The organism is Thalassolituus pacificus (assembly GCF_025318105.1).
In the GTDB taxonomy this organism is placed as follows: domain Bacteria; phylum Pseudomonadota; class Gammaproteobacteria; order Pseudomonadales; family Oceanobacteraceae; genus Venatoribacter; species Venatoribacter pacificus.
Genome location: NZ_JAOANI010000019.1, coordinates 185485 through 200398, shown reverse-complemented (window position 1 = coordinate 200398; position 14914 = coordinate 185485). Strand labels below are relative to the sequence as shown.

The window sequence follows — 14914 nt, the reverse complement described above, 5'->3', positions numbered from 1 at the left end:
CGACTGGGCGTTCGCTACAGGAAAATATTAGAGCGACGATTTATACCAAGCACTCCCCATACCGTCAAGCGGCCTTAGTGGGTACTGGGCCTGGTATTGTCGTCTTTTTTCCCGGCAGCCTCATCTTTGGTGATAATTTCACCAACATGAGGCTCCGGTTTGCTTTCCAGTGCCAGATCCAGCACTTCGTCAATCCAGTCAACCGCAACGACGCTCATGTCTTCAAGAATGTTGGCCGGAACCTCGCGCAGGTCTTTTTCGTTCTCTTTCGGAATAATAACGGTTTTAATTCCACCACGATGAGCGGCCAGCAATTTCTCTTTCAGACCGCCAATCGCTAACACTTTGCCACGCAGGGTAATTTCACCGGTCATAGCGACTTCTGCGCGCACCGGAATTCCGGTCATTACAGACGCTAAAGCCGTGGCCATACCAATACCCGCGCTTGGGCCATCCTTCGGTGTCGCACCTTCAGGCACATGAACGTGCAGATCATGCTTCTCAAAGTACTCCGGTGATACACCCATGCCTAAAGCACGACTGCGCACAACGGTAAGCGCCGCCTGAATGGATTCCTGCATAACGTCACCCAGAGAGCCTGTTTTCACAATGCGTCCCTTACCGGGCGTTGCAGCCGTCTCCAGTGTAAGAAGCTCACCACCGACAGACGTCCAGGCCAGACCGGTGACCTGCCCGATCTGATTATCCAATCCGGCAAGGCCGTAACGGAATTTCTGTACACCCAGATATTCATCAAGCAGCTCTTCGCTGATTTCACGGGTTTGCTGATTTTTCTCCAGCATGTTGGCTTTCACAACGCGACGACAGAGCTTGGCAATCTCACGCTCAAGACCGCGAACGCCAGCCTCACGGGTATAATGGCGTATAATGTCTCGCAGGCGATCATCGCTGACTTCAATTTCACGCTCATGCAGGCCGTTCAGTTTGATCTGTTTTGGCAGCAGATAGCGGCGTGCAATGCTGACCTTTTCAGCTTCCGTGTAACCCGGAATACGAATAACTTCCATACGATCGAGCAGTGGCCCCGGAATATCCATGCTGTTGGAGGTACACACGAACATGACATCGGACAGATCGAAATCCACTTCCAGATAATGATCGGCAAAGGTTGAGTTCTGCTCAGGATCCAGCACCTCAAGCAAAGCGGAAGCCGGATCGCCGCGGTGATCCATACCCATTTTGTCGATTTCATCAAGCAGAAACAGTGGGTTTTTCACCGCCACTTTGGACATTTTCTGTACGAGCTTGCCCGGCATGGAACCAATATAAGTGCGACGATGACCACGAATTTCGGCCTCATCACGCACCCCGCCCAAAGCCATGCGCACAAACTTGCGGTTTGTTGCACGGGCAATAGATTTACCCAGCGACGTTTTACCAACCCCTGGAGGCCCAACCAGACACAACACGGCGCCTTTGACTTTTTTAACCCGGGTCTGTACCGCCAGGTATTCCAGAATGCGTTCTTTTACTTCTTCCAGACCAAAGTGATCAGCATCCAGAATGTCTTTAGCATTGGCCAGATCATGATTCACACGGCTGCGTTTTTTCCAGGGAAGGTTCACCAACCAATCCAGGTAACCACGAACAACGGAAGCTTCGGCCGACATGGGTGACATCATGCGTAATTTTTTCAGCTCAGCATCGGCTTTTTCACGCGCGTCTTTGCTCATGCCGGACTGTTCGATTTTATGCGTCAGCTCATCAAATTCGTTGCCGCCATCTTCCAGATCGCCCAGCTCTTTCTGAATGGCTTTCATTTGTTCATTCAGATAATACTCACGCTGGCTTTTTTCCATCTGCTTTTTAACGCGACCGCGAATGCGTTTTTCGACTTTCAGCAGATCAATTTCCGATTCCATTAATTCCATTAAATGCTCAACACGCTCACGCGGGTCTAACATTTCAAGAACATTTTGCTTCTCATCCAGCTTCAGAGAAATATGAGCCGCAATCGTATCGGCCAGGCGCGAGGCGTCTTCGATTCCGGAAATCGTTGACAACACTTCACTGGGGACTTTCTTTGATAATTGAACGTATTGCTCAAAGTGCCCGGTTAATGAGCGCACCAGCACTTCGTTTTCACGTTCGGTTAATTCATCAGCGGCAATAGCTTCAACCGTGCCACGAAATAATTCTTCTTCATCAATCAGTTCTGAAAGCTGCGCCCGCACATCACCTTCAACCAACACTTTTACAGTGCCGTCCGGCAGCTTTAACAATTGCAGAATATTGGCGATAGTGCCGACTTCATGCATGTCGTCACTGCCAGGTTCGTCGTCCGATGCATCTTTTTGTGCGACCAGCATAATTCGCTTGTCGAGACTCATCGCTTCTTCCAGTGCGTTGATCGACTTTTCCCGTCCCACAAACAGCGGAATCACCATAGCAGGAAAAACGACCACGTCACGAAGGGGTAATAGTGGTAATACTTCTTGAGTCATGAACATGCACCTAAAAACTGCGTCTTTGACGCCAATATGTCAGGAAGTGAGGGCGAAGCGCAAGAAATACAAGGCCTGAAAAAACAAAAGGAGCCATTGGCTCCTTTTGTTTGAACAATAATGATCAGTATCAGGCGTTGTCGGGTGAAACCTTACCAACGTCTGCCGTTTCATAAATGATCAACGGCTCTGCTTCGCCGTTAATAACATTTTCTTCGATCACTACTTTAGCTACATGGTCTTCAGATGGAATACGGTACATGGTCTGTAACAACGCACCTTCCATTATAGAGCGCAGACCACGCGCACCGGTTTTACGCTCCATCGCACAGGTTGCAATTGCATCCAGTGCCGTATCGCGGAATTCCAACTCAACCGATTCCATTTCAAACAATTTCTGATACTGGCGCACCAGAGAATTGCGTGGCTCGGTCAGAATACGCACCAGCGCATCTTTATCCAGCTCATCCAGAGTCGCAACAACGGGCAGACGACCAATAAATTCGGGAATCAGACCGTATTTAACCAAATCGCCCGGCTCAACTTCGCGCAGAACCTCACCCACCGCTTTCTGCTGCTCTTTGCCTTTTACGGTTGCAGAAAAGCCGATACTGCTCTTCTCTGAGCGATCACGGATGATATTGTCCAAACCAGCAAACGCACCACCACAGATAAACAGGATATTGGAGGTATCAACCTGCAGGAATTCCTGTTGTGGATGCTTACGCCCACCCTGCGGCGGAACAGAAGCAACCGTGCCTTCAATCAGTTTCAGCAATGCCTGCTGCACGCCTTCGCCCGATACATCACGGGTGATTGACGGGTTATCTGATTTGCGCGAGATTTTGTCGATTTCATCGATGTAAACAATGCCACGCTGGGCCTTCTCAACATCGTAATCACATTTCTGCAGCAATTTCTGGATGATGTTTTCAACATCTTCACCCACGTAACCGGCTTCAGTCAGCGTGGTCGCATCAGCGATGGTGAAAGGTACATTCAAAAGACGCGCCAGAGTTTCAGCCAACAGCGTTTTACCGCTACCGGTTGGCCCGATCAGCAGAATATTACTCTTGGACAGCTCGACCTCTGCTTTGCCTTCTCCGCTCTGCAGACGCTTATAGTGGTTATAAACCGCTACCGCGAGAACGATTTTGGCTTTTTCCTGGCCAATAACGTACTCATCCAGAGTCACCTTGATTTCTTTCGGCGTAGGCAGTTTGTCGCCTGAGCCTTTATTCTCGGCTTCCTGTACTTCTTCGCGAATGATGTCATTACACAGATCAACACATTCGTCACAGATGAACACCGATGGCCCGGCAATCAGCTTGCGTACTTCATGCTGACTCTTACCGCAGAATGAGCAATAGAGCAGCTTACCGCTATCGTCGCCCTTGCCTTTTGTATCGTCGGTCATTCGACTGCCTCATTATTCGTTGCACTGATCCAGAAGATGGATCTTTTTATCGGGTATTTCAAGGCCGGGAACAGAGTTATCCGGCCTTAAATCAATCAACCGCGGTTGGTTACGACTTTATCGATCAGTCCGTAAGCCAGTGCAGCATCAGGATCCATAAAGTTATCACGCTCAGTATCTGCTGTTACCTGCTCAATACTCTGACCGGTATGATGAGCCAGAATCCGGTTCAGGCGTTCTTTCGTGTCCTGAATATTACGCGCATGAATCTGAATATCCGTCGCCTGCCCCTGAGCACCACCACTTGGCTGGTGAATCATGACGCGGGAGTTCGGTACACTCAGGCGCTTACCTTTGGCACCGGCGGCAAGCAGGAATGCACCCATGCTGCAGGCCTGACCAATCACCATGGTGCTGACATCCGGTTTGATAAACTGCATGGTGTCGTAAATAGACAAGCCAGCAGACACGGAGCCGCCCGGTGAGTTGATGTACAGGTGAATATCCTTGTCCGGATTCTCAGACTCAAGGAACAGCAACTGCGCCACCACCAGGTTAGCCATGTGGTCTTCGACCGGCCCCACGAGGAAGATAACGCGCTCTTTCAGCAAGCGCGAGTAGATGTCGTAGGCACGCTCACCGCGGGCTGACTGCTCTACCACCATTGGAACCAGACCGCTTGCCTGGATGATTTCTGACTGTTGTTTCATGGAGTCAAACATTCGACCCTGTACTCCCTGACATAATTAGCTTTTTTACAAAAACAGCCGCGAGTTGTGCGGCTGTCTCTGAGTTTAGCCATTGATTGGCGTTGTGTCAGTCACTCTGTGAGTGATCAGGCTGGCTGGTTAGCCGCGCGGATCACTTCTTCATAAGTGGCTTCTGCCTGGCTGATCTTAGCTCCGGCCAGAACTTTCTCAACAGCCTGCTCTTCCAGAGCCAATGCTTCTACCTGAGATTTCTGCTGCGGGTTGCTGTTGTAGTAGTTGCGAACTTCTTCAGGATCCTGATAAGTCGCAGCCACTTCTTCGATCAACTGAGCTACTTTTTCTGCCGAAGGCGTCAATTCATTTGCTTCGATAACCGCATTCATCAATAAACCGATAACAACGCGTTTCTCAGCCTGATCTTTGAACAGTTCAGCTGGCAGCATGTTCGGATCCAGTTGCTGACCACCACCAAACTGCTGAACCGCTTGCTTACGCAGACGATCAATTTCCTGATCAACCAGGGAAGACGGCGCTTCCACTTCGTTGGTTGCAACCAGGCCAGCAATCACTTGCTGCTTGGTCAGGTTACGCACGGCACGATCCAGTTCGCGATCCATGTTTTTGCGGATTTCTACTTTGAATTCAGCTTCATCAGCGGTTTCGACACCAAAACCTTTGAAGAATTCTTCATTCAGTTCTGGCAGCTGAGGTTTTTTAACCGCAGTAACGGTTACTTTAAACTGAGCTGGCTTACCTTTCAGTTCTTCTTTGTGGTAGTCCTCAGGAAAAGCAACGTCCAGAGTCTTCTCTTCGCCTGCTTTTGCACCCACCAGACCGGTTTCGAAGCCCGGAATCATTGAGTTAGAACCCAGAGTCAGGCTGTAACCTTTAGCCGCGCCACCTTCAAATGCTTCACCATCGATGAAACCTTCGAAATCGATCACAACCTGGTCGCCATCAGCCGCTGCTTCAGCACTTTCTTCCCACTGGGCATTCTGCTTACGCAGGGTATCCAACATGGTTTCCAGATCAGCATCGGTTACGGTTGCTGTTTTCTGCTCAACTTCGATACCACCGAAATCGGCCAGAGTGATTTCCGGATACACTTCGAATGTTGCTTTAAATTCCAGATCCTTACCGTCTTCGTCAACGGTAGGTTCAAAAGTTGGCATACCCGCCAGTTTAACGTTCTCATCCTGCACAGCTTTGAAGAAAGACTGTTGCATCTGCTGATAAATGGCTTCGTAGCGTGCTTGCTTACCGAACATACGCTTGGCAACAGCCGGAGGCAGCGGCTTGCCTTTACGGAAACCATTTACGCGCTGGCCTTTGGAGATACGCTTCAATTCAGCAGTCACTTTACCTTCTACTTCTGCTGCAGGAACGCCAATGGTCATTACACGCTGAAGACCGGATGTGGTCTCAATGGACACTTGCATAGATGCCTCTCAATATACTGTTCAAGAAATAACGCACAGGCCTCGTGCCTGACGCCGATAAAATCAGAAAGGCGCGGATTATAACGCAAGGCATGACACGAATGAAACCATTTAGAATGTTTGAACAATCAAACACTTAGGAGATATAAACAAAAGGAATTTAGGGGGAGGAGTGGGGTGGCCGACGGGGTTCGAACCCGCGACAACAGGAATCACAATCCTGGACTCTACCAACTGAGCTACGGCCACCACAAATTTTGCTGAGCTTGCCAATATGGCGCACCCGGCAGGGATTGAACCTGCAACCCTCGGCTTAGAAGGCCGATGCTCTATCCAATTGAGCTACGGGCGCATGTCCATTTAATACAGATATTAAATGGTCGGGGTAGAGAGATTCGAACTCCCGACATCCTGGTCCCAAACCAGGCGCGCTACCAGACTGCGCTATACCCCGAACTCACCTACTTGGCAAAGTGCCCTGTAAGTGGCTGCGCATATTATAGATGAGCCCCAACCTCGTCAACGTCTTTTTGAAAATAATTAATAAAAACAATCGGTTCGGTGATTTTTTAACCGCTTTCGCATTTATCTGGAGGCTTACGCGGGCGGTGCCTTTGTTTTTCTCAGCGCGCATGAGAAAATCGCGCGCTTTGATAACTGCTACAGGTTTACTGCGCTTATGACCGCTCAACTGATCGACGGCAATGCCACTGCCAAAGCGATTCGCGAATCCATTAAACAGCAGGTTCAGGCCCGCACCGATAAAGGCCTGCGCGCGCCCGGTCTGGCGGTCATCTTGGTCGGCAGCGACCCAGCCTCTGAGGTGTACGTGGCGCATAAGCGAAAAGACTGCGAACAAGTGGGCATTATCAGCAAAGCCTATGATCTGGCAGCAACCACATCACAACAGCAGCTGCTGGACCTGATCGACGAACTGAACAACGACGCCACTGTTGATGGCATTCTGGTGCAACTGCCCTTACCCGCCGGCCTGAAAGCCGATGAAATTCTTGAACGTATCGACCCGACCAAAGATGTTGATGGCTTCCACCCGTTCAATCTGGGCCGCCTCGCACAGCGCATGCCGATGCTCCGCCCCTGCACTCCGGCCGGTATCGTTGACCTGCTCGAAGGCACCGGCGAAGACGTTCGTGGCAAACATGCCGTTATCGTTGGCGCATCCAATATTGTTGGCCGCCCAATGGGACTGGAGCTGCTGTTAAAAGGCTGCACAGTCACTACCTGCCACCGCTTCACCAAGGATCTGGCGTACCATGTTCAGCAGGCTGACATTGTCGTGGTTGCCGTTGGCAAACCCGGTATTGTGAAAGGTGAATGGATCAAACCCGGCGCTACCGTAATTGACGTGGGCATTAACCGTCAGGCCGACGGCAAATTGATTGGCGACGTGGACTTTGCCGCCGCTGCCGAACGTGCCGCTTTCATCACCCCGGTTCCCGGTGGTGTAGGCCCGATGACCCGCGCCAAATTACTGGAAAACACCCTGTTTGCCTGCGAGACCCTGCACAAGCAGTAATCACTGAATATAAAGAACACAAAAAAGCCCGGACAGATCACTCTGCCCGGGCTTTTTCATATCGGTCGCTAACGGCGGATTATTGCTTCGACCAGCTGGTGCCTTCCGGGCCATCGCGCAACACTATGCCTTGTGCCAGCAACTCATCACGAACCTGATCAGCCAAAGCAAAATCTTTGGCTTTTTTGGCCTCAGCACGTTTGCTGATCATGCCCTGAATCCAGGCTTCATCGACATCCGCACCAGACTGCAAAAAGGCTTCCGGGTCCGATTGCAGACAACCCAACACACCCGCCAGATAACGCAACTGACCAGCCAATGCTGCCTGCTCTGCCCCATCGGCTTTATTCACCGCCCGCACCAGATCAAACAAAGCGGCAATGGCTTCCGGCGTATTGAAGTCATCATCCATCGATGCATGGAAACGTTGCGAATATTCATTATCAATATCCGCAACCTCACCCACCGCCACGCCGCGCAGCGCATTATAAAAACGCTCCAGCTTGGTGTGCGCTTCTTTCAGGCTGTCTTCGGAATAATTGATCGCACTGCGGTACTGACTGGAGAGCAGTAAAAAGCGCACCACTTCCGCCGGATATTTTTCCAGAATTTCACGGATAGTGAAAAAATTGCCCAGCGATTTGGACATCTTTTCACCATCGACACGAACCGCGCCGGCATGCATCCAGGTATTCACGTATTTTTTACCCGTAGCCGCTTCTGACTGGGCAATTTCGTTTTCATGGTGCGGAAATTTAAGATCCGGGCCGCCACCATGAATATCGAAGGTTTCCCCCAGGCAGCAGGATGACATGGCAGAACATTCAATATGCCAGCCCGGACGACCAATTCCCCACGGCGAATGCCAGTGTGGCTCGTCAGCTTTGGCTGCCTTCCACAACACAAAATCCAGAGGGTCTTGTTTATGTTCGTCAACATCGACACGCGCACCGGCTTCCAAATCATCCAGAATTTTGCCGGATAATTTGCCGTAACCTTCAAATTTACGCACCGAGTAATACACATCGCCATTACCCGGCGCGTAGGCATAACCTTTGGCGATCAGGGTTTCGACCAGACGGATAATATCGTCGATATGCGCCGTGGCTTTTGGCTCCGCATTCGGACGCTCAATTTCCAGCAGGTCGGCATCTTTGTGCATTTCAGCAATAAAGCGCTCGGTTAATGCATCAAAAGCTTCGCCGTTTTCGTTGGCGCGCTTGATAATTTTATCGTCGATGTCGGTGATATTACGGATGTAATTCACCTCATAACCACGGTGACGCAAGTAGCGGGCAATAACATCAAACGCCACCATCACCCGGGCATGACCCAGGTGACAGAAATCATAAACCGTCATACCACAGACATACATGCCAACCTTGCCCGGTTGTAACGGTTTGAATTCTTCTTTCTGACGCGTCAGCGTATTAAAAATCTGCAAAGTCATAATCAGCCTTAATCTGCCTGCAGTGATTTATCTTCACGCAAGCCAATGGTCAGGTTAAAGACCGGCTTGTCAGCGCTGTGATCGTAGCGGTCGGCGACAAAATAGCCTTCACGCTCAAACTGGAAATTACTTTCTGCACCGACATTGGCCAGCGCAGGTTCAACCCAGCCGGTAGTAACAGTGAGCGAATCGCGATTTACAAACTGCATGAAATCGCCGTCGACTTTATCCGGCGTCGGGTGATTAAACAGACGCTCGTACAGGCGCAATTCTGCCTGCACCGAATGACTGGCCGAAACCCAGTGCACCACCCCTTTCGGGTTATCACCGTCGGCCGGATTTTCACCCAGCGTGCCTTCAATTAATTTCGCCCGCACCAGCACAACATTACCGGCGTCATCTTTTTCGTAGCTGGTTGCTTCGATCACATAAGAATGACGCAGACGGATACGTTTACCCGGCGTGAATTTCTTTTTGAATTTCTTGCTGTACTCTTCTTTAAAATCATCCTGATCGATGTAGATCTCACGGGTAAACGGCATTTCGCGCGAACCCAGATCCAGCTCGTGATGATATTCGGCACTGAGCATTTCCAGATGATCGGTGGCCAGATTTTCGATCTCGACTTTTAACGGCCGGATCACACACATCGCACGCGGTGCATGTTTATTCAGATCGTCACGCAGCGCGTGCTCCAGCATCGCCACATCGACCATACCGTCACTGCGGGTCACACCGATCATGTCACAGAAATTACGCACTGAGCGCGGTGTAAAACCACGACGACGCATACCAGCAACCGTTGGCATACGCGGATCATTCCAGCCCGCCACAACCTGTTCATCCACCAGAGCTTTCAGTTTGCGCTTGGAGGTCACGGTGTAATCCAGATTCAGGCGGCCAAATTCGTACTGACGCGGCTGTGCCGGCACCGGCAGATTGGCAATAAACCAGTCGTACAGTGGCTTATGATCTTCAAATTCCAGCGTACAGACGGAATGGGTAATACCTTCGATGGCATCCGACTGTCCATGGGTAAAGTCATAGGTCGGGTAGATACACCATTTGTCACCGGTCTGGTGATGATGCACCTTACGGATACGATAGATGATCGGATCACGCAGGTTCATGTTTGGCGATGCCATATCAATTTTGGCGCGCAGCACACAAGCGCCTTCGTCGAACTCACCGGCACGCATTTTCTCAAACAGCGCCAGGTTTTCTTCTGCCGTGCGCTCACGGAACGGGCTGTTTTTGCCCGCTTCGGTCAGGGTGCCACGGTATTCGCGCGCCTGCTCCGGGCTCAGATCACAGACATAGGCTTTACCTTCTGCCACCAGGTGCAATGCCCACTGGTGCAGTTGGTCAAAGTAATCGGAGGCATAGTGCACATCACCTGCCCAGTGAAAACCTAACCAGGTGATGTCGTCTTTAATCGCATCAATAAATTCCTGGCTTTCTTTTTCCGGATTAGTATCGTCGAAACGCAGGTTACACTGGCCATTAAACTGTTCGGCCAGGCCGAAGTTCAGGCAGATTGATTTGGCATGGCCCACATGCAGATAACCGTTGGGCTCAGGCGGAAAGCGTGTAACAACGCTCTGAACCTTACCACTGGCGAGGTCATCCTGAACGATTTTGGCAATGAAATTGTGGCTGTTTGGAGTTGTGTCTGTCATAACCATCCGTTTCTGAGTAGTACCGGCAAGCTGACCGCGCGGAAGCTGTTCCGGGCGGATATTCCGGCAATCGTGCTACGGCGCTGTCAGGCCGCGAAAAAGGCGGTATTATACGCACTCAATCCCATCAAGGGATACACGATTCAATGACAGAGGCTTCACATGATCCTGCTTAAAACCAACTTCGGCGACATCAAAATTGAACTGAACCACGAGAAAGCGCCGAAAACTGCCGCTAACTTCGAAAAGTATGTAAAAGAAGGCTATTACGACGGCGTAATCTTCCACCGCGTAATTGACAACTTTATGATTCAGGGCGGTGGTTTTGAACCCGGTATGGTTAATAAAGAAACCGACATGCCAATCGAAAACGAAGCCGACAACGGCCTGAAAAATACCGTTGGCACCCTGGCAATGGCCCGCACCATGGATCCACACTCCGCCAGCGCCCAGTTTTTCATCAACGTATCTGACAACGAATTCCTGAACCACACCAGCAAGTCCACTCAGGGCTGGGGTTATGCTGTATTTGGTGAAGTGGTTGAAGGCATGGACGTGGTTAACCGCATCAAAGCCGTTAAAACCACCACCCGTATGGGCCATCAGGACGTTCCTGTCGATGACGTCATCATCGAAAAAGCTGAAATCATCGCGTAATGGCGGTTTATTTCATCTCCGATCTGCATCTGGAGCCTGGCCGCCCGGCCATGGCTCAGGGCTTTGTGCATTATCTCCAGAATCTGCAGGATGCCGATGCGCTTTATATTCTCGGCGACTTCTTTGAAGTTTGGATGGGCGATGACTTTGATCATCCTTTCGTCAGCGCCATTAAAGAAGCTCTGCGCAGCCTCAGCGATTCAGGCACCCGCCTGTTTATCATGCACGGCAACCGCGATTTCCTGCTGGGCCAAACCTTCTGCGGACAAACCGGCGCCACTCTGCTGGACGACCCTACCGTGACTCCCTTGGCTAACGAGCCAGTATTGCTGATGCACGGCGACAGCCTCTGCACCCGCGATGTGGAATACATGAAAGTGCGCCAGATGTTCCGCAGCCCGGCCTGGCAGCAGGACTTTCTCAGTAAACCACTGGAAGAACGCATCGCCTTTGCCCGCCAAGTGCGCAGTGAAAGCCAGAGCGGTCAGCAGATGAAAAGCTCCGACATTATGGATGTCACTCCTGAGGAGGTAGACCGTGAAATGGATCAGGCCGGTGTTACCACCCTGATTCATGGCCACACCCACCGCCCGGATGATCACCGCTGGATGCACAACGGGCGCGAACGCCGCCGTCTGGTACTGGGCGACTGGTCAGACAATTCCGGCTGGATGATCCGCTGGAGCGAAGAAAGCGGACTGCAGCTCAGTCAGTTTACGTTCTGAATGAAGCGACAAAACAGCTCCAGACTGCAGTAATAAAAAAGCCGGCATAACGTCGGTTTTTTTATGGCTGACATGATGCTGAAATCATGTTCAGAACGGCTGCGGCTCAGGCTCCAGCTGCACACCAAATTGCTCATTCACACTGTCGACCACCGCATTACGCAGCTGCTCAATATCGGCATAAGCAGCCGCGCCATTCGTCGTCAGCACCAGTGCCTGCTGATCGTGCATCCGCACAGGGCCAAGCCAGCGCCCTTTCCAGCCGGCCTGTTCAATCAGCCAGCCCGCCGCCAGTTTGATACGACCATCAGCTTGCTGATAGACCGGCAATGCAGGGTATTGCTCACGCAATTGCTGAGCCTGATAAACCGATACCAGCGGATTTTTGAAGAACGATCCCGCGTTAGGTATCTGCGACGGGTCCGGCAATTTACTCTTACGGATCGCACACACCTGCTCAATCAACGCCTGCGGACAAATGGCATCACCCTGCGCCGTCGCCCAGCTAGCCAAAGGGCCATAACTCAGATCCGGTTGAAAAATTTTACCCAGACGGAAGACCACGCGGGTGACAATAAAATCGCCAGCCAGCTCATGTTTGAAAATGGAATCACGATAGGCAAAGCGGCATTCGGCGGCACTCAGCGTGCGCCACTGGCGAGAGCTGAGCTGAATGCCGGATACCGAGTCGATGCAGTCGGCAACTTCAACACCATAAGCACCAATATTTTGAATCGGCGAAGCACCGACAGAACCCGGTATCAGCGCCAGATTTTCCAGCCCATGACCAAACTCTGTGCTGCCCTGTACCCACTGATGCCAGTTCATGCCTGCATCCACCGCCAGCCAGCGATGGGTAACATCTTCACGCAGCAAACGCACCGAAGTCATGGCCGACTGCAGTACCAGACCATGCACATCGGCGGCCAGCAACACATTACTGCCGCCGCCCAGAACACGCACCGGCCAGTTATGCCGTTGCGCCAGCGTCAGCAGACTGAGCAATTCCGAGGCGGAAGAAAAACGCGCAAAGGCTTCGGCTTTGGCCGGTAAGCGCAGCGTATTCAGCGCCGACAGATCGTAGTTCTGCTGTACCTCAGGCACGGGATGATTCACGGTGCTTCCTTTGAACGCTGGTTTAAACGCTGGCGGATATCGGCCAGCAAACCTTCACAGGCATCTTCAACCAGATCCAGCACCTGCTCAAAGCCATCGGCACCGCCATAATAAGGGTCCGGTACTTCGTCGATGTTAAAGCGGCGGGCAAAGCTGCGCAAAAACAGCTGGGGATCAGTACGCGCAGCGGCGGGTTTTAATGCGCGCAGATTGCTGAGGTTTTCCAGATCCATCGCCAGCACATAATCAAACTGATCAAAATCGGCGGCCAGCGCCTGACGCGCACGCAACAGCGATAAATCGTAACCACGCTCATCCGCGGCTTTGATAGTACGCGGATCGGGCGTTTTGCCGATATGCCAGGCGGCGGTGCCGGCTGAATCCACCTGCACCTGATCACTCAGCCCGGCAGAGGCAACCATGCTGCGGAAAACGCCGTCGGCGGTCGGCGAACGGCAGATATTACCCAGACACACAAAAAGCACACGCAGCACAGTGCTTACTCGGCCTGTTCTTTACTGGCTTTCTGCGCTTTTTCGAGCTTTTCTTCTTCGCTCATGCGGCGTGCTTCACCTTCCAGCATCACCGGCACACCATCGCGTAGCGGGAACGCTAAACCATCAAAGGTACACAGCAGCTCCTGTGCGTCTTTTTCATACTTGAGTTTGCCCTTGCACAGCGGGCATACCAGCATGCTCAGTAATTGCTTATCCATGGGTTTTTCCACTCCAGGTCATTAATAAAGAATCCAGCTGCGCCAGTAATGTAGGTTCAGGGACGGCACTCACCTGCAGATACCACCAGTTGGGCTGGGCAAAGTGACGGCATTTTACCCAATCTTTCTCCGTCATCACGAGCGGCAGATCAGGGGTTTGGTCATGAAACGCCAGATCATCTGGCTGAAACTGATGATGATCGGCAAAACTGTGTTCCTGTGGCTGCATTCCCAGACTGCTAAGTGAGTCGTAAAAACGCTGCGGATTGCCGATACCGGAAACCGCCACGACTTTCTGGCCACTGAAGCTGTGCAGGGCAATCTGCTCACCATTGACAGCGTTCACCAGTGCCGTCGGCAGCACCTGAAAATCCGCACCGTTGCGCAACACCAGATCCACCGTTTTAAGCCGTGCAAGCGGCTCGCGTAATGGCCCCAGCGGCAGCAACCAGCCGTTACCAAAACCACGGGCATGATCGACCACCACGATTTCAGCGGCTCTGGCCATGGCGTAATGCTGCAGGCCGTCATCACTGAAAACGATATCCGCCCGGCCGGCAAGCTCAGCCACCGCACGGCGGCGCTCAGGATCAACCACTACCGGACAAAAGGAGGTAGCGGCATTCAGGCGGTTAAACAGCAAACGGGGTTCGTCACCACTGTGCTCTACCGGCGTATCAGCCGTCAGATCCAGAGGATACTGCGGCGCTTTAGCACCGTAGCCACGGCTAACCACTGCCGGACGCAACCCCAGCGCCTGGGCACGCTCTGCCAGCAAGGTAATAAGCGGCGTTTTGCCGGTTCCGCCAACGGTAATATTACCAATCACCACCACAGGCACAGGATTGGCTGCTGGCGGATGACGCAGAAAGCGCCGGCGGCGCAGATGCACGACCGCCCAAACCAGAGGCCAGAGCGGCAACAACCACAGATTGCCCAGCACCGAGCCATACCAGTTGCGTTCAGTCCGTGCCGCCAGCCCGGCGAGAGCATTGCTCATAGTA

13 protein-coding genes and 3 tRNA genes are annotated in these 14914 nt (G+C 52.0%); 3 read left to right on the top strand and 13 right to left on the bottom strand.

All coding sequences use genetic code 11. The features are described from left to right. Positions 1-74: 74 nt before the first annotated feature. The 7 genes from lon to NYR02_RS11460 form a co-directional block, all read right to left on the bottom strand. A complete protein-coding gene (gene lon, locus NYR02_RS11490; RefSeq protein WP_260976501.1) occupies positions 75-2465 on the bottom strand; it encodes an endopeptidase La in 2391 nt (796 codons plus the stop codon). Positions 2466-2595: 130 nt separating this feature from the next. Further along, positions 2596-3882, bottom strand: coding sequence for an ATP-dependent Clp protease ATP-binding subunit ClpX (gene clpX, locus NYR02_RS11485; protein WP_260976500.1), 1287 nt, complete (start codon positions 3880-3882; stop codon positions 2596-2598). 95 nt (positions 3883-3977) lie between these two features. Further along, entirely contained in the window at positions 3978-4604 is a 627-nt protein-coding gene (gene clpP, locus NYR02_RS11480; RefSeq protein ID WP_260976499.1) for an ATP-dependent Clp endopeptidase proteolytic subunit ClpP, read from the bottom strand. Between the two features lie 113 nt (positions 4605-4717). Continuing rightward, the gene (gene tig, locus NYR02_RS11475) at positions 4718-6031 is read right to left on the bottom strand and encodes a trigger factor (protein WP_260976498.1); all 1314 of its coding nucleotides are present in this window, start codon (positions 6029-6031) and stop codon (positions 4718-4720) included. A 173-nt stretch (positions 6032-6204) separates the two neighbouring features. Next, positions 6205-6280 (bottom strand) — tRNA-His (locus NYR02_RS11470). A 26-nt stretch (positions 6281-6306) separates the two neighbouring features. Beyond that, positions 6307-6383: transfer RNA gene (locus NYR02_RS11465), tRNA-Arg, on the bottom strand. A gap of 25 nt (positions 6384-6408) precedes the next feature. Next, positions 6409-6485, bottom strand: a tRNA-Pro gene (locus NYR02_RS11460). 225 nt (positions 6486-6710) lie between these two features. Between NYR02_RS11460 and folD the strand changes: the two genes are divergently transcribed. After that, positions 6711-7568 (top strand): bifunctional methylenetetrahydrofolate dehydrogenase/methenyltetrahydrofolate cyclohydrolase FolD, encoded by an 858-nt coding sequence (gene folD, locus NYR02_RS11455; RefSeq protein WP_260976497.1) that lies wholly within the window; start codon positions 6711-6713, stop codon positions 7566-7568. Between the two features lie 79 nt (positions 7569-7647). Here folD and cysS read toward each other — a convergent pair whose 3' ends face one another. Both cysS and NYR02_RS11445 read right to left on the bottom strand, forming a co-directional pair. Beyond that, entirely contained in the window at positions 7648-9018 is a 1371-nt protein-coding gene (gene cysS / locus NYR02_RS11450; RefSeq protein ID WP_260976496.1) for a cysteine--tRNA ligase, read from the bottom strand. Positions 9019-9026: 8 nt separating this feature from the next. Further along, entirely contained in the window at positions 9027-10697 is a 1671-nt protein-coding gene (locus NYR02_RS11445; protein WP_260976495.1) for a glutamine--tRNA ligase/YqeY domain fusion protein, read from the bottom strand. A gap of 162 nt (positions 10698-10859) precedes the next feature. Here NYR02_RS11445 and NYR02_RS11440 point away from each other — a divergent pair, with 162 nt between their 5' ends. Together NYR02_RS11440 and NYR02_RS11435 are read left to right on the top strand one after the other, a co-directional pair. Next, entirely contained in the window at positions 10860-11354 is a 495-nt protein-coding gene (locus NYR02_RS11440) for a peptidylprolyl isomerase (protein WP_260976494.1), read from the top strand. Continuing rightward, positions 11354-12079: a UDP-2,3-diacylglucosamine diphosphatase gene (locus NYR02_RS11435; RefSeq protein ID WP_260976493.1), complete on the top strand. Its 726-nt coding sequence runs from the start codon at positions 11354-11356 to the stop codon at positions 12077-12079. The genes NYR02_RS11440 and NYR02_RS11435 overlap by 1 nt, the downstream gene beginning before the upstream one ends. A gap of 90 nt (positions 12080-12169) precedes the next feature. On the opposite strand, the gene murB is transcribed toward NYR02_RS11435, so the two are convergent. The 4 genes from murB to lpxK are packed head-to-tail and all read right to left on the bottom strand — an operon-like array spanning position 12170 to position 14910. Then, complete coding sequence (gene murB, locus NYR02_RS11430; RefSeq protein WP_260976492.1) at positions 12170-13195, bottom strand: UDP-N-acetylmuramate dehydrogenase; 1026 nt, start codon at positions 13193-13195, stop codon at positions 12170-12172. Then, on the bottom strand, positions 13192-13689 hold the full coding sequence (locus NYR02_RS11425; protein WP_260976491.1) for a low molecular weight protein-tyrosine-phosphatase: 498 nt from the start codon (positions 13687-13689) through the stop codon (positions 13192-13194). The genes murB and NYR02_RS11425 overlap by 4 nt, the downstream gene beginning before the upstream one ends. A 5-nt stretch (positions 13690-13694) precedes the next feature. Continuing rightward, entirely contained in the window at positions 13695-13910 is a 216-nt protein-coding gene (locus NYR02_RS11420; protein ID WP_260976490.1) for a Trm112 family protein, read from the bottom strand. Beyond that, positions 13903-14910 carry a tetraacyldisaccharide 4'-kinase gene (lpxK, locus tag NYR02_RS11415; protein WP_260976489.1) on the bottom strand — a complete coding sequence of 336 codons (1008 nt, stop codon included), beginning with the start codon at positions 14908-14910 and terminating at the stop codon, positions 13903-13905. The genes NYR02_RS11420 and lpxK overlap by 8 nt, the downstream gene beginning before the upstream one ends. Positions 14911-14914 lie beyond the last annotated feature (4 nt).

Bases quoted from the DNA above. Each gene is read 5' to 3' on its own strand.
- clpX (WP_260976500.1), bottom strand. From the start codon at position 3,882: ATGACCGACGATACAAAAGGCAAGGGCGACGATAGCGGTAAGCTGCTC.
- clpP (WP_260976499.1), bottom strand. From the start codon at position 4,604: ATGTTTGACTCCATGAAACAACAGTCAGAAATCATCCAGGCAAGCGGT.
- NYR02_RS11445 (WP_260976495.1), bottom strand. From the start codon at position 10,697: ATGACAGACACAACTCCAAACAGCCACAATTTCATTGCCAAAATCGTT.
- lpxK (WP_260976489.1), bottom strand. From the start codon at position 14,910: ATGAGCAATGCTCTCGCCGGGCTGGCGGCACGGACTGAACGCAACTGG.
- NYR02_RS11435 (WP_260976493.1), top strand. From the start codon at position 11,354: ATGGCGGTTTATTTCATCTCCGATCTGCATCTGGAGCCTGGCCGCCCG.
- tig (WP_260976498.1), bottom strand. From the start codon at position 6,031: ATGCAAGTGTCCATTGAGACCACATCCGGTCTTCAGCGTGTAATGACC.
- NYR02_RS11440 (WP_260976494.1), top strand. From the start codon at position 10,860: ATGATCCTGCTTAAAACCAACTTCGGCGACATCAAAATTGAACTGAAC.
- folD (WP_260976497.1), top strand. From the start codon at position 6,711: ATGACCGCTCAACTGATCGACGGCAATGCCACTGCCAAAGCGATTCGC.
- NYR02_RS11420 (WP_260976490.1), bottom strand. From the start codon at position 13,910: ATGGATAAGCAATTACTGAGCATGCTGGTATGCCCGCTGTGCAAGGGC.
- cysS (WP_260976496.1), bottom strand. From the start codon at position 9,018: ATGACTTTGCAGATTTTTAATACGCTGACGCGTCAGAAAGAAGAATTC.
- lon (WP_260976501.1), bottom strand. From the start codon at position 2,465: ATGACTCAAGAAGTATTACCACTATTACCCCTTCGTGACGTGGTCGTT.